The 20,351-nt window shown below is 35.6% G+C and carries 22 protein-coding genes; 11 read left to right on the top strand and 11 right to left on the bottom strand.

Going from position 1 to position 20,351, the window contains the following annotated elements; all coding sequences use genetic code 11:
• Positions 1 to 26: 26 nt before the first annotated feature.
• Both G4Y78_RS05720 and G4Y78_RS05715 read left to right on the top strand, forming a co-directional pair.
• A complete protein-coding gene (locus G4Y78_RS05720; RefSeq protein WP_163832119.1) occupies positions 27 to 224 on the top strand; it encodes a hypothetical protein in 198 nt (65 codons plus the stop codon).
• A gap of 474 nt (positions 225 to 698) precedes the next feature.
• Entirely contained in the window at positions 699 to 1,463 is a 765-nt protein-coding gene (locus G4Y78_RS05715) for a substrate-binding periplasmic protein (RefSeq protein ID WP_163832118.1), read from the top strand.
• A gap of 174 nt (positions 1,464 to 1,637) precedes the next feature.
• Here G4Y78_RS05715 and G4Y78_RS05710 read toward each other — a convergent pair whose 3' ends face one another.
• A complete protein-coding gene (locus tag G4Y78_RS05710) occupies positions 1,638 to 2,198 on the bottom strand; it encodes a hypothetical protein (protein WP_163832117.1) in 561 nt (186 codons plus the stop codon).
• A gap of 743 nt (positions 2,199 to 2,941) precedes the next feature.
• On the bottom strand, positions 2,942 to 4,066 hold the full coding sequence (locus G4Y78_RS05705; protein WP_222937590.1) for an ISAs1 family transposase: 1,125 nt from the start codon (positions 4,064 to 4,066) through the stop codon (positions 2,942 to 2,944).
• A gap of 395 nt (positions 4,067 to 4,461) precedes the next feature.
• Here G4Y78_RS05705 and G4Y78_RS05700 point away from each other — a divergent pair, with 395 nt between their 5' ends.
• The 3 genes from G4Y78_RS05700 (at position 4,462) to G4Y78_RS05690 (ending at position 6,881) form a co-directional block, all read left to right on the top strand.
• A complete protein-coding gene (locus G4Y78_RS05700) occupies positions 4,462 to 4,944 on the top strand; it encodes a hypothetical protein (RefSeq protein ID WP_163832116.1) in 483 nt (160 codons plus the stop codon).
• Positions 4,945 to 5,950: 1,006 nt separating this feature from the next.
• Entirely contained in the window at positions 5,951 to 6,430 is a 480-nt protein-coding gene (locus G4Y78_RS05695; protein ID WP_163832115.1) for a tail fiber domain-containing protein, read from the top strand.
• Between the two features lie 142 nt (positions 6,431 to 6,572).
• Positions 6,573 to 6,881: a hypothetical protein gene (locus G4Y78_RS05690; protein ID WP_163832114.1), complete on the top strand. Its 309-nt coding sequence runs from the start codon at positions 6,573 to 6,575 to the stop codon at positions 6,879 to 6,881.
• A gap of 295 nt (positions 6,882 to 7,176) precedes the next feature.
• Here G4Y78_RS05690 and G4Y78_RS05685 read toward each other — a convergent pair whose 3' ends face one another.
• The 3 genes from G4Y78_RS05685 to G4Y78_RS05675 form a co-directional block, all read right to left on the bottom strand.
• Positions 7,177 to 7,965 (bottom strand): substrate-binding periplasmic protein, encoded by a 789-nt coding sequence (locus tag G4Y78_RS05685; protein WP_163832113.1) that lies wholly within the window; start codon positions 7,963 to 7,965, stop codon positions 7,177 to 7,179.
• Positions 7,952 to 8,719: a substrate-binding periplasmic protein gene (locus G4Y78_RS05680; protein WP_163832112.1), complete on the bottom strand. Its 768-nt coding sequence runs from the start codon at positions 8,717 to 8,719 to the stop codon at positions 7,952 to 7,954. The genes G4Y78_RS05685 and G4Y78_RS05680 overlap by 14 nt, the downstream gene beginning before the upstream one ends.
• 539 nt (positions 8,720 to 9,258) lie before the next feature.
• A complete protein-coding gene (locus G4Y78_RS05675; protein ID WP_163832111.1) occupies positions 9,259 to 9,426 on the bottom strand; it encodes a hypothetical protein in 168 nt (55 codons plus the stop codon).
• A gap of 323 nt (positions 9,427 to 9,749) precedes the next feature.
• Between G4Y78_RS05675 and G4Y78_RS05670 the strand changes: the two genes are divergently transcribed.
• From G4Y78_RS05670 to G4Y78_RS05650, 5 genes are all read left to right on the top strand, one after another.
• A complete protein-coding gene (locus G4Y78_RS05670) occupies positions 9,750 to 9,902 on the top strand; it encodes a hypothetical protein (RefSeq protein ID WP_163832110.1) in 153 nt (50 codons plus the stop codon).
• A gap of 111 nt (positions 9,903 to 10,013) precedes the next feature.
• Positions 10,014 to 10,616: a DUF2238 domain-containing protein gene (locus G4Y78_RS05665; RefSeq protein ID WP_163832109.1), complete on the top strand. Its 603-nt coding sequence runs from the start codon at positions 10,014 to 10,016 to the stop codon at positions 10,614 to 10,616.
• A gap of 650 nt (positions 10,617 to 11,266) precedes the next feature.
• Positions 11,267 to 11,461: a hypothetical protein gene (locus G4Y78_RS05660; protein ID WP_163832108.1), complete on the top strand. Its 195-nt coding sequence runs from the start codon at positions 11,267 to 11,269 to the stop codon at positions 11,459 to 11,461.
• A 44-nt stretch (positions 11,462 to 11,505) separates the two neighbouring features.
• Entirely contained in the window at positions 11,506 to 11,763 is a 258-nt protein-coding gene (locus G4Y78_RS05655) for a hypothetical protein (RefSeq protein WP_163832107.1), read from the top strand.
• Between the two features lie 263 nt (positions 11,764 to 12,026).
• The gene (locus G4Y78_RS05650) at positions 12,027 to 12,179 is read left to right on the top strand and encodes a hypothetical protein (protein ID WP_163832106.1); all 153 of its coding nucleotides are present in this window, start codon (positions 12,027 to 12,029) and stop codon (positions 12,177 to 12,179) included.
• A 74-nt stretch (positions 12,180 to 12,253) separates the two neighbouring features.
• Here the strand turns inward: G4Y78_RS05650 and G4Y78_RS05645 are convergent, their stop codons facing one another.
• Together G4Y78_RS05645 and G4Y78_RS05640 are read right to left on the bottom strand one after the other, a co-directional pair.
• On the bottom strand, positions 12,254 to 12,754 hold the full coding sequence (locus tag G4Y78_RS05645) for a DUF4234 domain-containing protein (protein WP_163832105.1): 501 nt from the start codon (positions 12,752 to 12,754) through the stop codon (positions 12,254 to 12,256).
• Positions 12,755 to 13,339: 585 nt separating this feature from the next.
• Positions 13,340 to 14,068, bottom strand: a complete 729-nt coding sequence (locus G4Y78_RS05640; protein WP_163832104.1) for a DsbC family protein — start codon at positions 14,066 to 14,068, stop codon at positions 13,340 to 13,342.
• A gap of 396 nt (positions 14,069 to 14,464) precedes the next feature.
• Here G4Y78_RS05640 and G4Y78_RS05635 point away from each other — a divergent pair, with 396 nt between their 5' ends.
• Entirely contained in the window at positions 14,465 to 15,271 is an 807-nt protein-coding gene (locus tag G4Y78_RS05635) for a PDZ domain-containing protein (RefSeq protein WP_163832103.1), read from the top strand.
• Positions 15,272 to 15,334: 63 nt separating this feature from the next.
• On the opposite strand, the gene G4Y78_RS05630 is transcribed toward G4Y78_RS05635, so the two are convergent.
• From G4Y78_RS05630 to G4Y78_RS05615, 4 genes are all read right to left on the bottom strand, one after another.
• A complete protein-coding gene (locus G4Y78_RS05630; RefSeq protein WP_163832102.1) occupies positions 15,335 to 15,673 on the bottom strand; it encodes a hypothetical protein in 339 nt (112 codons plus the stop codon).
• 560 nt (positions 15,674 to 16,233) lie between these two features.
• Complete coding sequence (locus G4Y78_RS05625) at positions 16,234 to 17,439, bottom strand: ricin-type beta-trefoil lectin domain protein (protein WP_163832101.1); 1,206 nt, start codon at positions 17,437 to 17,439, stop codon at positions 16,234 to 16,236.
• A 759-nt stretch (positions 17,440 to 18,198) separates the two neighbouring features.
• Positions 18,199 to 19,065: a substrate-binding periplasmic protein gene (locus G4Y78_RS05620; RefSeq protein ID WP_163832100.1), complete on the bottom strand. Its 867-nt coding sequence runs from the start codon at positions 19,063 to 19,065 to the stop codon at positions 18,199 to 18,201.
• 193 nt (positions 19,066 to 19,258) lie between these two features.
• A complete protein-coding gene (locus G4Y78_RS05615; protein ID WP_163832099.1) occupies positions 19,259 to 20,041 on the bottom strand; it encodes a substrate-binding periplasmic protein in 783 nt (260 codons plus the stop codon).
• Positions 20,042 to 20,351 lie beyond the last annotated feature (310 nt).

Genomic DNA, 20,351 nt, shown 5'->3' with positions numbered 1-20,351 from the left:
CATTATTGATATACAGGAGATATGTAATGGATATACTGAGAATTTTTTTTTTCGTTTTAGCTGGCTGTTTTACATCAGTTTTATCAGCTGTTGAACAGCCTGCAACAGAAGCCACATCATCTATATTAAACCCTACAGTAAATGAAGTACAAGACTGTATAAAAAATAAGTCGGTTTCTCCAAATCATACATCAACAAAAAAAGAAGTAACTTTTACTACCTAGCTGGATAAAGCTTCTCCTTCGAATGCTCAAGCTAACCTATTGTGTTGTTATGCAGAGTGTTGCGATTGTTGTTAATGATTGCTACATATAGGTCAGTAGTCAACCACCGGCAAAGCCGTTGGCTTATAGGGCTAAATTAGATATTAAAGCGACAGACTCATCTGGACAAGTTTCTTATCTCTTTTACTCTGACTTCTAATATTCTCACACTCTACCTGTTCATCTAGCCTCGCCTGGGATGTACTAACTACCTATAAGTGATGTTATCTGCGAGGTTTGAATTACCATTCATAGTATTAGCGAAAAAAGTTACGCCGGAAGTTACCTAGTTACCTACAATTAAAATATGGTTTAAATAATGAAAGCTACCATAGCGCTAAAAAGGACTTTTTCATGGTAAGATTATATAGTTATTCTCTTACAAACTATTTTTGTAAAAAAACTGTATGTATTTTCATAATAGTAAGTTATCTATTGTCTCCACTACTCGTAGCCGAGACAACACATCTCAAAAATCAGACCATACATGCTTGCAGCGGAGAAGAGGAGTGGCCACCCTATGCTTTCTTTCAACGAATGAATGGAAAAAAAACCAAGGAGGTGAAAGGGTATACTATTGATGTACTGACTAATATTCTGACCCACCATCAAATCAAATTGATTGTCAACCTGATTCCATGGCAACGTTGTTTAAAATGGGTTGCACTAAATAAGAGGTACCATATTGTTCTGGATGCATCCTATAATGCACAACGGGATGAATCCTATTTATTAACAAGAGACTATTACCAACTCACTCCTTATTACTTCTATGCGAATAAGTCATTCCCTAACGGTTTAGAAGTTAAAAACCCTATTAATCTTACAAAATATGGTACATTATGCGGGCTTCATGGCTATAATTACACCAATTTTGGTGTGAATGATTCTGTTGTGAACAAAGGAGCTCGTGATTATGCTTCACTGGTTGTCAAAACCTTATCCGCACGATGCTCTTTCTCTCTTGCCCGTTATGAAATTATTGTAGGATTTAAGCTAGTAGGCCAAGACTTCTTTTTAGATAAAAAACTGAGATATGCTCGTATCCCTAAAACTAATCCAGAAAATTTCTATATGCTAATTTCAAAAAATTACCAATATGCCCATGAATTAAAAAGTATTCTGGATAAAGGAATAACACAATTAGAACGCACCGGAAAACTACATAGTTTTTTAAAAAAATACATACAAACCCCATGAAAAATCGATTTGCATTTATCTATCAATTCTCAGCTTTGTTTACTTGAATTGCCATTAGGCAGTATACATTATTTAGTATTGTAGGCAGTGTATCATTTTAACCTAAAATATAATCCCCCTCTAGAAAATATTACTTAGCTTTCTATAAGGGGAATTTTTTACTTAGTATTTTTATTATTCATCAACACATAATGAGTGACCAAGGTTTTTACTATCATTGATTTTTAATGAGCAACCATATCCAGAACCTGTTACTGATCCTCTATTACCGATACGAACAATATCCCATTCATCAAGTGACTCACAGACTTCTTTGAGATTCTGAGATACATCTTCAAATGAGACGTGCTTCATTTTACTGGGGCAGGTTTCACCTTCTACTTTTTTCTGCTTTTTAGATACTCGACATAAGCCATGCCCCAAGTTGCGGTTATCTTTTAACTTTATTTCACAACCATATCCACTTCCTGAAATTGATGCTTCTCCTGCTAATCTTACTATCGCCCAGCGATCAGTTTTATCTATTAAATTACAGTAACCGCTAACATCTTTTACTACTGTTTTGAGATCTAATAGTGTTTCTCCATCCTTACAATACTCACTACCTTCATAACCACTGGCATCATTGTTCAATTTGTTAACTGAAGCATCTCCACCAGCAAAACTAAGTGAAGAAAATAATACAATACTTGTAGTAGATAAAGGAATAAGTAATTTTTTCAATGCTTCCATCATAAAAATATACCTTGTTAATTAATATTATACTTACCATTTTTTGGAGAAAAAAATATATATCACTTGTCTTTTACTTTTTGGCACTATTTCACACAACACATAATGTATAATTTATTAAACGAAAAAATGTATGACAGGCTAAATCCTATTTAATCGATCAGTTTTTAAAGTTGTGAAGTACTTTTTATTAATAAGTAAAACCACAGTTGTACAATATAATATGTATATATAAATACAAGATACAATATTTCAATAAGAGTTTTAGCTTGCTGTATAAGGTTCAGCTTATTGGTAGGACCTGCAGGAGAATAGCCATGAGTAGACAAATCTAAAAAATCCTGCTCAACCACAGTCATTAACTTCGAAGCAGTTACAGCACAACAGTGAAACTATGTAAGATGGTTTCACACATCTAAACTTACCACAAACTCCCCTCAATCATGATTAAGCTCATATGAACTTTGCGCCCCAGTTTCCTCAATAAACTTACCATAATCTCTATTGATCATATTAATACCCTGATGCTCTATTTGACTGGCAATCCGGAATAGGTTTTTACTCCTGGCAATCATCAAGCAAAGGTGTGCTAAGTCTAATAGGGATTGCGATACCGTAGCCTTGAACTTTTAAGTGCAGGCATCCACGCCCGCTTTCTTATTTTCTGATCATCATCCAATGGTTGATTAGTCCTTAGGTTATGGCAAACATATTCGCCCTCCCCTGCAGGGCAATCGCATATAAATTTACACGGAACAAATCAACTTCATTAAATACTCATGATCCCAACCAGCAGACAGCCTCTTATTTTTTATACCAATTTTATAAGTGTCATCTTGTTTAAGTATATTAAGGGCTATTTGTCTAATCCTGGACATGTTTTCAGCTGAATGGCCTATACGAATTCGACTATCATCTTCCCTAAATGCAACATCCAGACTCCAATGTAGGCTATTCTCAATTTGCCAATGATGCTGAATCATTTCACTGACAGCTTTTGCTGACAAGGGCTGGCTAGAAATATAATAGCGTTGTTCTTTTGCTTTTTTGCCTTGCAAGGTGCGCTCTGTTTCAACCCTAACGACAGCCGCTAAATCGATCCACTCTGTTGCTATAGGTAGTTTAGCCACTGAGTGATAAACCCAGCAGCGCCGTATCTCATGACGGCCATGCTGTTCTTTTTCTGAAGAATGAAAGTCTATAGCGGGACGTTGATACACTTTGGCTTTTTTAGAATACAGTTGTTCTTGAATAGCAGAATATAAACGAGGTTGGTTATTTTTAACTGCCAACAAGTAATGAGCCTCTTTTTCACGAGTTTTTTCAGCAATGGCTTTGTGACATCCCATCGCATCTATTGATACAACAGCACCTTTAACTGTTATTGCTTCTAATAGTTCAGGAATGGCGGTGATTTCATTGGATTTCCTATCAGTTTTAAGTTGGCCTAACACCAGCTTATTTTCTATTGACCATGCGTTAACCAAGTGAATAGCGTTCTTCTTATCAGGTTCAGTAAATGATCGTCTAAGGGTTTTACCATCAATTGCTACCAGCTTGCCAGGTAAGCTATCAGTGATTGACTGAATCCATTGGATGAAGCAGCTTTGAAACGAGATAGGGCAAAGGCGTGAGAAAAAACGACCAAAGGTATCATGAGAGGGTATTCCATTCGGTAGTTCTAGAAAGCTTTTAAACCATGATTCTTTGGCGTTACCAAATCGCTCAATAGCTACCCAGTCATCTGCTCCACATAAAGCGGCACAAATCGTAATAGTAATAATATCAATGAGCTTATGGCGACGATGGCGTTCCATTCGAGGATCATCTAACTGTTCAAAATGATCTAAAACTGTACTATTTTTTACCAATGTTGCACTCTATATCAGTTGCTTTTTATCCTATTATACTGATTTTGTTGTATTTTTATATGCGATTGCCCTGCCCTCCCCTGTATACTTTAATTGATCTTGAAGAGTCTGGTCACCTAGTTTTTGATAAAGCTCGTAAGGCATCTTCTTAATGTCTAGTTTTTTATTGGTTGCCAATCCTACTCGGGCTGACTTTCGATTAAAGCCACCCAGGCCATGATGTAATTTTATACAACAATGAAAGCTCTGTCAGAAGACGCCGTATTTTTATCCCTCAAAGGTGTCTAATACCTTTTACACACGAAAGCATTACTATAAACAAAAGTTACATTATTTATACGATCACTATTGTATGTTGTGCACCTTAACTATGGGAACAATAAAAGGAAAACAACATGCTAAAGAAAGCAGCCCTTATATTATCGATGGCCGCAGTTTCAACCATTAATGCTGACATAAAAATAAAACATGATGGGTTTAGAACCAAAGCAGTACAACCCATTGAGTTTGCGAGTTGCATAGATCGTATTTGTAGTGATGGATTTGATAAATTTGACGCCACTCAATCTATTGAATTTGCAAATATTGCAATAGGACGCACCGGGCTTAGACCTGGAGCACCCATAGAGTTTGCACTTGGAGGGCCGCACTGGCCTAAGCTACCTAAAGAAGGCAGTGTAACTAGTAAACTATTTGAGCTTGCAAATATAGGGGTTGGATGTGGTTGGAAACCATGTGCAAAAGTAGAGTTAATTGAATTTGCAGACAAATCAGAAGTGGTGAATACATTTGCTAACTTAAGTAGTACGATCGTAAAACCAGAAGTCGAGACTTGCAAGCACAGCAGATGCCCTATGAATATAGCAAATATTTCATAGCGAAAGTTAATCAACTATCTATCTTCTATCTGTTCAGTTTTAAGAACAAATAATTAATATCCTTTAAGCCCCTCATTGTAGGGGCTTTTTTTATATGTCTATTCTATACAATACATTGGATTAAATAGACATTTTATTGGTATCTCTGCATCTTCAGACTGAGCCAAAACACTAGATGATGAGCTGATAACTAAGCACAGTATGGATAACTTAAGAATACTTCTTAACATAACTCCTACCTCATCTATGTAAAAATATACGACGAATAGTTTATATTGATTATCAATAAATAAAGCTGACATGTATCAATAAAGATGTCTGGTTTAAATTGGTTTTTATTGAATAAAAATAACAAAACTCGTTATACACTGCTCCGCCCCCTCCCAACAACAAAGACTTTTCAGCCGAAGATATTCACCGCTGGCACATTGAACGAGGCTGGTCGGGTATTGGCTATCACAAAGTAGTCAAACGTAATGGTACTATCGATAATGGTCGGCCTGAATATTGGGTCACTGCTCATGCTAAAGGCTACAATATCCATAGCTTAGGGTATAGATCAGTTTACTGATGCTCAATTACACAGTTTGCTTAAAATATTAACTGAATGGCAACAGCTTTACCCTGTAGCAGACATATCTGGCCACTATAATTTGGACTCTAGTAAAGCATGTCCAAATTTTGATGTAAAAAAGTGCCGGTAAGAATTTCAATGAAACTATTTGGGTGAAAAATGATGGAACTTTATATTAACTTTTTTATTGTATTGACAGCAATTTTTATTGCTGTAGTTGTTCCTTCTTTGGGGTTGTTAACTTATGTTAGATACCGACGAAGTAAACACTACCAAAGCTATCTGACTGGAAGATACAACCAAGTCAAATAAATGACTATAGATAATTAATGCATTGTTACAAACTGTTTCATAATTTACATATACTTTCAGTACCGTATAGATTCATAATCCGCAAAAACAATGACATAAATCAAGTACGGGCGAACTATTTTGAAAAAGCTAATTGCTAGTATCCTGTTAACTTCAGCTGCGACAGCTACTCAAGCTTCTGACTTTGCAGATAAATGCAAACACATTACTGATTTTCTTGAGAATTTTAAATGTGTAATTGATGCAGCTGATTCACTCCCTAGACCAAGGTTTAGCGATGAAAATTTAAAGAAAAACATTGCAACTGTTGACAGTCCACTAGATAAAATTAGTCAGCTCAATGGTGTAAACTTTGAATGGAAAAATCCTAATGAAACTGATATCGAACACCTTCCCCAAGGAAAAGATATTGGTGTAATTGCACAAGATGTAGAAAAAGTTTTTCCTGAGCTGGTTCATAATGTCAAAATTATAGATAAAAATGGCACTGAAGTGACACTTAAACAAGTTAACTATGCTGGGCTTGTTGGTGTATTAATTGAGTCAATAAAAGAACTAAAAAAAGACAACGAAGCACTGCGTCAACAGTTAGGGCTTTAAATTCTCTCTGATCTAGCAGCCAGGGCTTACAGCCCTGGTTTTTTCATTTAGTACCGTTAAAGTTTAGAGCTTATTAGTCTCTGGATACATAGTACTGAAGTAGTATAATACCAATTCATTATTGATTAGGATTTAATCCGCTATGGTACATAAAAGACTGCTCTTTTTTTGGGGAAGCTTGTTGTTTACTGCAACTTGTATAGCCTCCTCTCCTGATGCTTGGGATGACTTTCAAACAAATGTTAAAAGTAAATGTACAGAGTCTATAAATCTCAAAGACTTGAAAGTAAATGTCGACCCATTCGGCACAACATCTTATGGCGTTGCAATATTTGAAGGCTTTTATGGCAGTAAAGCTGGTAAATATCAAGTTAAGGGAATTTGTATTATGGATAAAAAATCAAAGGCAGTAGAAACCCTAAACTTATCAGAAGAACTACTAACAAAATAGAAAAAGTAGTTAAGCCATGGAAGGGCAAAACCTTTCCCATATCAATATATGAACTTGTCGATTGTAAATACCTGACCCACTCTTTGGTCGCTAGGCTAGATAGCCTCTTCACCTCAGTGACTAATGTGTGAATCGGTATTATTCTGACCACGATTACCGTTGTGGTTAATTGGGAATATAAGCATCGGCAGGATAAGCGGGAGATGGTTTTTCTTAATAAAAAACTGAATAAGTTAGTAAGCCTAGAGAAGGAATGACACCATTTTTATTTTGAAGAACAAAGCAGAAAGTATATTTAGAAACCATGTTTTGAAAATATTTTCCCATAAGAACCATCTTGCTTAATTTCAGACAATCCCTCATTAAAGTCTTGAATAATTTTCTTATAATCTGCCACTTTAAATCCTGATAAAATATGTAAATTGTTTTTAGTTAATATTGGATCCAAAATAGTCACTTCTGATAAGCTATGGTATTTCATCCGATTTACTTCATATTGAAAAACAGGTATTGATGTAACAATCATATCAATGCGCCTTCCAAAGAGCTTTCGCATCGTTGTGATATGAGTTAGTGATACATCCTTTTTTAGGTAGTTAGCAGCATCAAATTCTGCGGAATTGACCCAGTTTTTTGTTACACCGATAGTGAATTTTTCTAGATCTCTCAGTGACTTATATGAAGATATACCTGCTTCCTTTAGTGCGACTAGTCCAATATCAATTTGAAATAGTGGATCACTATAAAGATATTTTTTTGCTCTTTGTTCACTGTAATAAGCTGTCATTAAAACATCCCTTTCTCCCTTGGAGGTTAACACTAAGCACCTTTTCCAAGGATACCACTGAATTTCTGCATTATATCCTTTTCGCTTAAATGCTGTTACCACTATTTCAGTTAAAACTCCACCACTTTCTAATGTAGAGGCAGAGAAAGGCTCCCAGTCAGTGCCTACTATCTTTATATCCCGGGCATAGGTTTTAAATGCAGTAAATGCTATAACTATTGAGAAAGTAAATATCAATTGTATTTTTAAACACAAAATATATATTTTCACAATTATACTAATACTATTTTTTTTCATAATCGCCTCTTAGAAGAGCATCATAAAACTTATCATAGGTTCCATCTGCTTTTAATGATTTTATACCTTTATTAAAAATATTTATAAGCTCAAAAGAGTCTTCTCGGTTTCGAGGAAAAAGCAAATGAGTAGTATTCGATACTAGAGGAAAATAGTGATTTGTAACCATCTGAGACATAGACTTACTAAATTTTTTGTTCATTAATGTATATCCTGCAACAGTTGACATGAGAAATAAATCAATTCTTTTTTTGAAAAGCATATTAAAATTTATTTCATCGGTATTGCTAACAATTATATTTAAGCTACCAGTTTCTTTTGCTTCCCAGAACTCCGGTGTATATGAATATTCTCTTGTAGCATCAATTCTATACTGTTCAAGATCTTCTAAAGAGGTCCATTTTTTAAAATCAGTTGACTTAAGGTGAAAAAAGACAAAATCTTCTTGGAATAAAGGTTCACTACAGTAAAAATCTATTTGTCGCTTGGGAACACAAAACCAAAAGGCTGTTGCATGAAACTTTCCCTTCGCCCCCTCTTTATAGCTTCTTGCCCATGGGTAGTAAGCAAACTCAACCTCATAGTTATTTCGCCTAAATGCTTCAGTAATGACATGGAGAACAAATCCACCATGTTTAAACGCAACCGATGACCAAGGGGGATACTCACCAGTCGTTATCTTTAGTAATTTTTCCGCTTCTTTTGCATTCGAAAAAAAGCTGACAAGTAAAATTAGTATTGTAAAAATCTTCATTGCAATAAAAAATCAGAGTTTGTTTAATAATTAGTTTAGCAACTTATTTGTTTTGATTTATGTAACTTTAGTCAATTTTTATTTCCTAAGAGAATAAATAAGAGAGTTAATAGATGAATGCACTGACCCCATTTCAATTTGGGTCATCTCTGTTCTCGTTATTAATAAAGAAGGCAAGCCTAAATTTTAATGATTTGGTATATTTGGTAAAACAATATCGAGGTTTTTGGAAAAATTTTTTAGGGATATGGAAGATTATCAAGAGTTCTTTGAGTAGCGATTGCTGGGACAACAAGAAATGGGAGGTTTTAATAATAGTCGTGATAAAGAAGCCCAATAAATAATTGGGCTTCTTAGTTTACCTCGCTGTCGCTGTCACTTTCATTATTTGTTTCAGTTTCCTCGCAATGGTAACAACCAAAACAATCATAATAGAAACGATGGATAGTGGCTTGACATTTTGGGCAAGTAGCCGCAATGATGTCATGGTGTTTTTCCATATAATTTCTCTCAAATTTAAAAGTGGAACTACTCTAACTTTATTCCATGGGTTCAAGTTCCCAATTAGGTATCTCTTTTTTAAACTCATTTTTATTTTTACATAAAGGGCACCCAATAATATCAAAGTCAATCTTGAGCACACGATTTGAACATTGTGGACAAATCACTTCCGTTTCAAATTCTTTAGAAAGTTTATTATGAGTCATTTTTTTCTCCTTAACCTTATCAGGTTATTAAATGCTTAAAGTCCTAAGAAAGTTGAGTTTTCAACCAGCTTGACTACCAGAAACACTGCCAAACAAAACAAACCCACTTTTGCATAACCATTATCTAGAAAATTAAACATTTGATTACCTCGCTGTAGCTAATACATTCAGTCCTTTGTGTTGAAGAGACATTTTATGTCTCAAGTTGCAGATATGTTACCTGTAAGGCCATATTATGTCAACACTGTTACATGTAATAGTGATAAACCTTACGCGATCATTCCACAAACCGCTCTAAATCAACTATTTTTGGAGAATCTACGATGCATAAGCAATTTCCACGACTACTTGCAATGGTCGAGAATCAACCACTATTGACCGAACCCAGCTATGCCCAAGTAATGCTCGGAGCACTGTCCGATCGTCTAGTGATTGAGTCATTAATCAATGGAGAGAAGCAACTATCAGCCACTTAAAGCAGGCCGTAGAGCGTTTTTTTTACTTTGTTAGAACAAGAACTGAATTATGCTTTGAATTATGAGTAAGTGTATGCTTATGCATATATTCACTATTGATAAGGCGAGTGTATGAAGTATATTTGGATTCTTGTCCTCTCTGCTGTTTTTGTTTGGTCTGCAGTTAACCCAAAAGATCAATTTACATGGTTTTTAGAAGTACTGCCCGTCATTATTGGTGCTGGGTTACTTTGGTATACCTATAAATCCTTTCCGCTCACATCGTTAGTTTACTTATTAATTTTAATTCATTGTATAGTGCTAATGGTTGGAGGTCATTACACCTATGCTGAAGTGCCCGCTTTTGACTATTTAAAGTCAATTTTTGGCTTTGAAAGAAATAACTACGACAAACTGGGACATTTTGCACAAGGCTTTATCCCAGCAATGATTGCTCGAGAAATTCTTATTAGAAAAAAAGCAGTTAATGGAAATAGTTGGAGGAATTTTTTTATTATTTGTATCTGTCTTGCATTCAGTGCATTTTATGAATTAATCGAATGGTTGGTGGCAGAGTTAACTGGAGAATCTGCAGACGCTTTTTTAGGAACTCAAGGTTATGTATGGGATACACAAACTGATATGGCTCTTGCCTTATTAGGTGCAGTTATCGCTTTAATCACACTAAGTAGAACACACGACATACAATTACAACATTTACCAAAACATGAATAAACTAAAAAATTCCATCATCAAATGCTGGCTACCTTCAGTCAGCACTTTGATAAAAAATTGATCGTACCCACGCCTATTCACCCAGCCAAAGCATAGAAAGCACCGCTATTTATTTAGGTAGTCATGAGTTAACGGTAGATAAACAGCAATGGGTTGGACGTTATTTATTACAAGGCGAATGGTTTGCCTTGTGTGTGCTATCCATGACATATTGAAACCCGCCAGTTTGCGACAGGGATTATGCTGGTGCTATATAACCAAGCAAAAATCGGTGGAATTTAATAGATCAGATATCAGAGCCTGAAGCGATTCAAAGTCGACCAGCCATATTTAATCCAGATACTGATGGCTATGAAGCGCGGGAAGTGACTTGGCAACAGAGTCTGTATATTGGCGATTCTATTTGGCTAGATTAAGGTACTCCACCCACCACGGTTTTATGTAGCGACGCCCCTGAGATTGGAATACCACATAAAGATGACTACCGAGTTAATGAGCTTTACCGGCTTTTAGTTAACTTAATTCACCCTGGTACCATTTACCAAGTAGACCACCAATGCACTCGCGTCAAAGTATAAATCGATGAATTAACTATTAAGTTGACAAGTGGATGTAATGCCAAACTAATCAGTCCCAAGGCCATTCATTTTGTGGATGATTTATTGGTTGAGGGGAATATTAAGACAACCCAAGATATCGCCGATCATACCCGCAACATGCAAGGTGATCGGGATACTTATAACTGGCATAAACATGATATTGTTGGCCACAGCACAGCAGTGCCGACGAGTAACAAACAGCAACTTTCTTCCATATTTAATAATCGACACCAACGTGGGTATTAGCTATACATGATAGTACTGTATTTAAGTTGTAAGGCAGACATGTCGTGAAAAAAAATATAACAACCTTTTTCAATCAAGCTCTCCAATTAATGAGTACTCGAACCTTAATAGATGGAGGCATTGGAGCTAGCGTTGCACTCCTATCTACCTTTTTTAGTTCAAGTGTAGGCTTAAGTGGGATTAGTATTTTGAGTCGCTTCTTTTTAATGGTAATAGCTGGTTGGCTAATCGGTATTACCTTAGGCCTGCTAGTTGACTTTTATGAAAATAGCTTAGAAAAAATTGAGCACGATAATGAATAAACTCTATGGTTTATTCATTTGTTATAGCTAATCACTTTAAAGTAAATTTAATTAAAATATAAAATCTCATACAACATGAAAGGCACTCACCGATAATCAAGAAAAGCATTGTTTATGCCGACAGTAAACGAGTATTAATAATATACGAAGTTCAGCATCAAACAATTAAGTCCTCCAACCACTTTCCTGAATCAAAACGATGCACCCTGTTCGGTGAAACATGCCATGACAATGTTACTGTAGGAGACTTACTGGAAGAGTACTTGCAAAAAGTTGACAAGCTTAAGGAGAAAAATTCTGCCAGAAATTATAAAAAAGCTATTACGGGTCCACTTATGCCCTACTTCCGTGATACTTCAGTTCAGGAACTCAAGCCAAAACAAGGGTTCGCTGATGTTTCGGCAAAATTATTTTAGTTACTTGTTTATTAACTTGCCTAATACTAAAAGATAAAACCCAGCTAAAATAAGCTGGGTTAACAAACTATTTTTTAAGATTGACAATCATCAATCATTTGGTTAATCTTATATTGTAGGTATATAACAGTAAAGAAAAAGGTTAATATTCCTCCTATCCAATTTCTACTGCCTTTAGTTGCATTTCCAATGTAATTCAGCCTATTTCTTACTTTAAATATCCAGACTAATGAAAATATACCTCCAGTAAAACTCATTATCATCGATACTATCTGTAAAGCAGGGTCGATAGTGTTTCCAGAATAACCTGTATAGAAACTAAGTAGATTATTTATTATAAATAAAGAAATAGCCGTATTTATTAACCAAGGCTCAATTTTTCTATTTTGAATTTTATTGATAATAACTGTACGCTTATACAACCAGATAAAGGCATAAATACCAAAAGTAAAAGCTGTTAATAATAATACCCACCAAGCACTGAATCTTGGTAACTGTGATATTCCATTATCTTTTGAGAGATCAGCTTCTAAATTTGCGTTAGGAACCGAATAAGGACTTTGATCAACACTCATATAGAACTCCAGGTTATATACTAGCCGAGTGAAATAAAAAATCGTGCTTAGCAAGCTAGAGAAGATACTAACAGCCACCCGAAGTTTAATCAACGCGATACAAAAGTCTAATTGACTGATTTTATAATACTTTTCAAGAATCTGACTACACCAGATAGAACAAAAATCAACACTGCATTAGATCAAAGATTACAAGAGATAATGTTGTCAAAGCATGGTAGTATCAGCCCTTGACTAAGTTCATTAGTAAGTCCTGTCTTGATAGAAGCTTAGAGAATCTATCCGCTACTTTCTCTTTCCTGAAATTTCAGAACTGCAAATCTTTGCTGTTTTCATGAACCTGTCAATCCTTGTTCTCTATCAAGCAGTTTGTATGGTTGGTTGCTGGTAGAGTGATTAGAGCCCACATGGAATATGCTTTTAGTAAGTGGGTTAAGTGGTATTTATTCACTTAAAAGTGATTTTGCTGCAAAAGCATTATTTCGGATTTTTGATGTTAACCCTGAACTAGCGGTTAAAGCTCTACACTCTCAACCGTTGTCTAATTTGTAAGGCGGACTATTCCGCCTAAACGACAACCCCGTATTATTTTACACCTAATAACTCAGCCAGTTTTTCAGCTGGCTTATACCCAGGAATTAAGTGTCCATCAGCCAACACTAAAGCGGGAGTACCTCTAACCCCTACTTGTAACCCCAGCTTATATTGCTCTTCTACAGGATTATCACACTTATTTTCCGCAATTGTTTGACCTTTTTTCGCCGTGGTTATGGCCTCTTTAGGATCTTTAGCACACCAAACATTTTCCATCACGGTATAAGCTTTTGACTTCTTGCCTCCCCTTGGAAATGCTACATAGCGTACTTCTATTCCCATCTCATTCAATTGAGGTACTTCCGTATGCAATTTACGACAATAGCCACAGTCAACATCGGTAAAGACAGTGATATGCGCTTTAGTTTCTCCTTTTGGAGAAAAAACCACCATCTTCTCTCTTGGTATTGCATTAATTAACTTAGCTAACGTTTTGCTACGTGCCTGCTCTGTTAAGTTTGTCCACTTATTACCTTCAATTTTCAACATATCCCCGTTAAACAGGTAACTACCATCAGTATTAGAATAAACCAGTTTGCCACCCGAAAACTGCACTTCATAAATTCCTTTCACTGGTGTTTCAGTAATTCGGTCTATTGTCATTTTATCGCCCAACTGGCTTAGCTTAGCTTTGATCACCTGCTCAGGAGCATCAGCGATCGCGGAACTTGCCGCTAATGAAATCATGATTCCAAGGGTTAATTTACGAAAGGGTTTCATACAAATCCTTTTTGTCTTTTAAAGTCCATTTACTCGAAAGTCTAAAGAAAAATGTTTGAACAACAAATTATCTCTTGTCGATGATTATAGCAGTACCCTGATTAACTCTACTCAGACACATTTATTTGGTAGCTTTCAAAACAGACCAGTGACCTGTTTATTACTGTCTTAGGAAAGGTCTATATAAGCTAAAGCATCACAAGACAACACAGTAGAAGCTGTATCATAATCTTAATCACTTACAACACCTTAAGTATTATAATCTGTTTAAGGCTACTCCTATTGCATTTAGCAGCTTCTACGAATAAGTGTGGGTAGTGTGAGGAACATATGTCAAATTCCGTTGTGCTACTTCTGAGTGGAGCTTTTATCGGGGTGGGGATAGGTGTTGGAACGTTGACATTCATTTCTTCACCTGAACAAAAAGCGCCCGCCCATATCGTATCAGCTTCTCAACGCCCCCCAACAACAATCCCTTTGGCTACGGCCCCCGTTGTGGAAACCCATGATCTCGCCCGACTCGAACAACGGGTTGGTACGCTGGAGCGAGACCTTGCTCAGAGCCTAAGTATGCAGCAAGAACTGACCAAGCTAATAGAAGAGGTGCTTCAAACACAAACGCCCGGCTCAATGCAGACAACAGCTCATGGACTTTTATCAAAATCAGATGCCGAGTCTGCCAAAGAAGCGCACACCTTGCAGCACCATCGAAGTAAAAAACGCGAGCAACTGGAAAAAGCGGGCTTTGACCCCAAAACTATTCAACGGATTAATGAAATTCGCATGAAACAGCTACAGAGTTACTACGAGGCCATCCGTAATCCTGGCACCAAGCAGTCTAGAACGAGTTTCAGCGAAGCAGTACGCAAGGAATTAGGCGATACGACATACGATCGTTATCTGTATGCAACAGGCGAATCTAACCGGGTGAAAATTAGCGAGGTATATGAAACCTCTCCTTCTGAAAAGGCAGGCTTAAAGGCTGGTGATATTATTCTGAGTTACGATGATGAACGGGTCTTCACAATGAGTGATTTATATCGACAGATTCGGAAGGGAGAGGCTGGCGAATCGATCCCTGTGCGTATACGCCATAAGAATGGTAATGAGTCCACGATTTATCTGCCTCGTGGACCCTTTGGTTTTAGGGGAGAAAAAGGCACCCCTGAAAACCCCGACGCGGGCTTAACTCCACAGCCCTGATCTTGTTATTTTGATGTTCCAAAAAAATTCCTTCTACTGTATTAAAAGCAAAAAAATGGAATGCTATCCACCATTACAACATGAAGGATTAACATGACAATCATGAGGCGAATTTACACAATTGTCTGGACATTGTGAGTTACAATTATTAACAGGGCATCCAAGCTGACATTCCTCGGTAGTATAAGACAGTGTGCGTCCCCCATTAGGAATAAAAGGGGTACTGTCGTTTCTAGCGAGGAGCAATAGCAATGAGTTGCCTTGGTAGGGTTTGAGAGTGTTGTTTTGCTGATCCGTTAACTCACCAGCATAACTAGACATGCCGGTTAAAATAAAACATGAACAGAACATAGCTATTTTGATTGGTGATATACACTTCTTAATAAGGTTTGGCTTTTTCATATCAATTCCTTTTATAACTCAAAGAAATATTTCCACTCTTCACTTCTGATACTGCCATTAACTAATTTAGGATCACCTGCTAATTTGCTAACTATACACAATATGTATAGTGTTTCGGTTTAAATAAAACCGAAACAAACTATTTATAAAAAATAATAGTTCTATTTTGCTTCTATATTTACACTGCCAACTGTAGTTAAACACTCTTTAATTTTAGTACATACTTATTCGTATTTTAAAAAAATAAAAATTTATTTTTTTACACTAAATTGTAGTAAGGCGTCCTTGTGATCGCATCGCTGGTAGCTTGACGGTTAAGGCTACCAGTATAGTTCTTTTTGCTCTAAATTGAGTAACAACGATCCATTTAGGGTAATACAATGCTAAAGTCAAAGTCCGTTAAGTGTGGGACTATGCAATACCAATTGGCTATTTCAGTAACTAGATAGTATACACTTAACACTTATAAGATTTGATAGATCTACTCAAATCGCGCCTGCTTTTTGATTAATTCACGCTAAGACGCGAAGAGCTTAAAAGGTTAGGAAAAGGATTTAATATTATCTACAACGTTTACACTCACAATTAATAATTGCATCATGGTTATTACTGGGTGACCATTGGCCTGACCAACTAACGTTATTGCCAACACACACAGTATTACAAGCTTTGGCGATTTTTTTATCTGTCAGTTTTGATGCTATAGACTTTTTAATATAACTATCACATTGCACCTGATAGTTGTTAATAGAATGATTATTTTTAATTCGTTCACCTTGCTTACCCCAGTAAAATTGTTGTGTGTTGGCTTTTGTATAAGGAGTCACTTGCAAAGAAAAGCTGTTCTGTGTCAAGGCAAAGTTAGGGTTTTTCTTACTGCGTAAGCTATTGTTTTCCCAGAGCCATTGTTGGTAAGTTGCACCAGAACAAGGGGCAAGATAGGCATGAGTACCATCTTTTATAACACTACCTACTTCTATACATTGATCAGGGTAGTTGCTTGGTCTAAGCTCACCATTGTGTGTTAGTGCCCAATATCCAAAACAATAACCCTTTGACGGAAGCATAGTTACTAGCTCGGCATCTAAGGTTGATGGAGGGGAAACACAAAAACCAGATTTAGAGATAAGATGAGCATAATGTGACCCACTTTTGCTGTTAACAAAGCGCTGAGAAAAAGAAGGCGTATCAAATGTGTCGTCATTTTGTGGGTAGCTGTTATTAGTTCTACTATTTGCCCGACTAACAGTGGTAGAGCTTTGTTGGTGACTGTCAAACCCTGCAGTCGTTGTCCAGTAAAGTTTAGTTGATAAGGAAGAGAAATTGAGCTTGGCTTTATCCTCCTCATCAATGTTGATAGCAAGGTTAGTGTTTGATCTATTGATTAAAGTATTATTTTTCCAAAACCAGCGCTGTGTATTAAGCCTGTGACAGTCTGAAACGACAACAAGATTACCATATTTAAACGGGATTTTTTTTCGTATTTGCAGCTCTCCTTTAAGAATAGTAGGGCCAAGACATTTCCTTGAGTTTAGTTTTGGTTTTATAACTCCAGAATTATCCATTTTCCAAAACTGTGTTTGCTTGGCAGCATCACATTTTTTAGCAAAAACAGGTAAAGAAAAATCCCAACGAAAAACTTCGTTATAAGCTACTTCAAGACACTGATTATCTTGTGTTTTTAGCTGCTGATAATTAGCTGCTGAAACAGAGGTAGTACTTAATATGACACTACTTGTAACTACTGTTAAAATAAATTTATTCATATATACATTAATATTACTTAACAATTGATAATATGTGGATGATGGCTCAATAGGAAAAAATAGGCTATAAGTCACTCAAACTGGTGAAAAATCCTACCAATCATTGAAACGAAAGTAAATAGGTATTAAATTGGCTTGTAAGCCGTTAAGGTATGCTGATTTCGCCGAGGACTTACATTAAGATTATGCACTCTCTAGGTTTCTATTGACATTAAATAAATCCAGATTAGATCTATATTGAACTATGTATATAACACTATTTAAAGTGGGGCATCATCCATCTTGCTGATTCCTTTAATCTTTTACATCATTGATTAACTTACAACCAAACCGTCATATACCTTAGATAAGTGAAGATTATCGGCTAGTTTTGAAATGACTATTATACAGTTTAAAAAATAAAAATAAGTTTATCATTTTTTCTTATAAATTGTGTATTATTTCCACGAGTATTTTAAATACTATAATACATGAACCACTCCTCGATAATAAAACAATTGAAAATTTCAAGTTATTTTGCAAAATAATGAGACATAGCTATATTGTGATCGCAATATTGGTAGCTTGATGGATTAGGCTGCCAACGTTGTTCTTTTTACTCTAAGTTGGGAAATGATAAGCCATTTGGTAATAACTGTTGCATGAATGGCTTGTTGGGTAGCCTATATGTAAACCCGACCACCACCGTTACCAGGCAAGCTACTAAAAATATTTTAAGGATGATGATAATTAGTAATTTTTTAAAGAAACACAAGGCTCCTAGAAAGGATTAAACCAAAGTTGCTCATCATTTATTGGCACCGATTTAGGTAACAATGGATTATCGATCTTGAATAGCTTTCTAGATTTAAAATCTGCTCTAAAAATATCCTTGCCATTATACTTCCAAAACCACTTTTCATAAGACTGATTTGATTTAATTATTTCAAACCCCCTTTCAATTCTTTTTGCTAATTTATAATTCCCCTTAGCAACATAGAAGTATTTTGGCCAAGGGTAATATAGCAAGATAGTTTCCTCGACATGCAACTCTGGATAAATTCTTTGACGTTCTTCCATCTCTTTATATGCTTCGTTTATCCCTCTAGAGAAATAATCAAATCTTTTTTTTGATAACATATTAAACAATCCCTCATACGTTGTCCCTGTTGCTATTTTAAAATTATTTTCTTCAAATATTTTAACATCATTCCATGTATGCCCTTGCCCAACAACTAGTTTTTTTAATTGATCGACATTTTCAATTTTATTAAATATTTTCTGATCTTCTTTGTTAATAAGAAATATTCGATAGCCCAAAATACCACTTCGTATAGGTACTCTAATAGGCAGTAATTCTTCTTCATACTCCGGTGTTACACTTCTCCATATAACATTTAACGATATTTCTTTTTTTAGTAGTATGGTAAACCTTGCCTCATTCATGAAATATGGCAAGGGTTTCATTGTATAGGGACCAAACTCATATACAGTTGCCTCTAATATCATATTTAGAAGCTCTATTATATCATCATCTCTTGTATCTTCTTTTGATTCTCTAGGAGGGTAAATAACTTCTAAAACATTCCTCTCAATGGCTACTACCTGCTGTATAAATATACAAATAAAAAATACAAAAATTTTCATTTTATATGCCTAAATCATGCATAGATTGTACGAAACAACTTAACATTAACCTATTAATTAATAGCCTTTCTCAGTTGAAAATTATCAATAGAATAAAGCTTTATCGGTTACTAGATGAGTATTAGCTGCCTACTCGATTGAAAGGCATCTCCTCTACAATTATACTTAATCCATATCTATTTTTTACACAGACTTAGAAGCTACAAGGAATGAAGCCTATATCAGTGTTAAACTTAGGTGGTTGTAGGTTATATTGCTTATAGGCTTTAGCAACTTCGCCAGATAACACCATTTCCTCAACAGTTTTTTGTAAAGATGCTTTAAGTGGATGATTTTTTTTCATACCAAAATAATTACCGATGTTGATTTCTTTCTGGTACTTAGCAAATCTAAATTGACTACTGTCTATATTTTCTTTTTTTAAGGTCTCTTCTACAGATTTACTGTCTAGAACTGCCATCGCGTCGAATCTATCTTTCTCAAGCATTTTGATTAAGCTGGTATCATCCGAAGACTCTATCTTTCGAATATTTATCTCATTATTAAACTCATCAAAGTAAAATGTTCCCTTTTTAACACCTATTTTATAACGTGCTAAGTCAGAAAACTCATTGATAGTGACATCATTTGATTTCACAAAAAATCTAACAAACTTATCTTGATAGCCAATGGGACCAAGAAAATCAATTTCTTTTGCTCTACTAGGTGTGCAGATAGTGCGAGGTAATAGATCAATATTGCCCTTAACTAACTGCATATAACTAGCTCTAAACTGTCTCTCCGATAACTTAACCGTATTATCCGTTTTTGCAGCCAAGGCATTCAAGATATCAATAAGTGGGCCTTCTTTAGTATCTTGTGTAATAACCATTTCTGGAGGGCGGTGACGAACATCAACCTTGAGCACACCAGCATGAACACAAACATGGAATGCGATGAATATAGATAAAATTGAAAGTGATTTAAAAGATTTCATTTGTTATACAAACCTTTTTGAATCTATTACTTATTAAACACTCAAGTATTTGGCTAGTTGCTTTTATTGACATTATTTAAAACAGGATAAATGGTTTGTGTATCCTTAGATCGTGTCTTAAGGGATATAGACCAGTATAAAAAATATGTAAAGAGTATAATTCTGACAGTTTTGAGCCTGCCATAGGACCTATCTCTTTATTTTATAGGGGGAAATCTCCCATTCTTCCCGTTTTATTCTCTATATCTGCAACCTCAATAACTTCTTCAACCTGCAAATCTTACAGGTGAGATTTTGTATGTAATTTCCG

The organism is Spartinivicinus ruber, assembly GCF_011009015.1.
Lineage (GTDB): Bacteria > Pseudomonadota > Gammaproteobacteria > Pseudomonadales > Zooshikellaceae > Spartinivicinus > Spartinivicinus ruber.
The sequence above is the reverse complement of the archived record's forward strand: the minus strand, read 5'-3'. Positions and strand labels throughout refer to the sequence as shown.

Excerpts from the sequence above, each read along its gene's own strand:
- G4Y78_RS05720 (WP_163832119.1), top strand. The coding sequence starts at position 27 with ATGGATATACTGAGAATTTTTTTTTTCGTTTTAGCTGGCTGTTTTACA.
- G4Y78_RS05710 (WP_163832117.1), bottom strand. The coding sequence starts at position 2,198 with ATGATGGAAGCATTGAAAAAATTACTTATTCCTTTATCTACTACAAGT.
- G4Y78_RS05700 (WP_163832116.1), top strand. The coding sequence starts at position 4,462 with ATGCTAAAGAAAGCAGCCCTTATATTATCGATGGCCGCAGTTTCAACC.
- G4Y78_RS05690 (WP_163832114.1), top strand. The coding sequence starts at position 6,573 with ATGGTACATAAAAGACTGCTCTTTTTTTGGGGAAGCTTGTTGTTTACT.
- G4Y78_RS05685 (WP_163832113.1), bottom strand. The coding sequence starts at position 7,965 with ATGAAAAAAAATAGTATTAGTATAATTGTGAAAATATATATTTTGTGT.
- G4Y78_RS05680 (WP_163832112.1), bottom strand. The coding sequence starts at position 8,719 with ATGAAGATTTTTACAATACTAATTTTACTTGTCAGCTTTTTTTCGAAT.
- G4Y78_RS05675 (WP_163832111.1), bottom strand. The coding sequence starts at position 9,426 with ATGACTCATAATAAACTTTCTAAAGAATTTGAAACGGAAGTGATTTGT.
- G4Y78_RS05670 (WP_163832110.1), top strand. The coding sequence starts at position 9,750 with ATGCATAAGCAATTTCCACGACTACTTGCAATGGTCGAGAATCAACCA.
- G4Y78_RS05665 (WP_163832109.1), top strand. The coding sequence starts at position 10,014 with ATGAAGTATATTTGGATTCTTGTCCTCTCTGCTGTTTTTGTTTGGTCT.
- G4Y78_RS05645 (WP_163832105.1), bottom strand. The coding sequence starts at position 12,754 with ATGAGTGTTGATCAAAGTCCTTATTCGGTTCCTAACGCAAATTTAGAA.
- G4Y78_RS05640 (WP_163832104.1), bottom strand. The coding sequence starts at position 14,068 with ATGAAACCCTTTCGTAAATTAACCCTTGGAATCATGATTTCATTAGCG.
- G4Y78_RS05630 (WP_163832102.1), bottom strand. The coding sequence starts at position 15,673 with ATGAAAAAGCCAAACCTTATTAAGAAGTGTATATCACCAATCAAAATA.
- G4Y78_RS05625 (WP_163832101.1), bottom strand. The coding sequence starts at position 17,439 with ATGAATAAATTTATTTTAACAGTAGTTACAAGTAGTGTCATATTAAGT.
- G4Y78_RS05620 (WP_163832100.1), bottom strand. The coding sequence starts at position 19,065 with ATGAAAATTTTTGTATTTTTTATTTGTATATTTATACAGCAGGTAGTA.
- G4Y78_RS05615 (WP_163832099.1), bottom strand. The coding sequence starts at position 20,041 with ATGAAATCTTTTAAATCACTTTCAATTTTATCTATATTCATCGCATTC.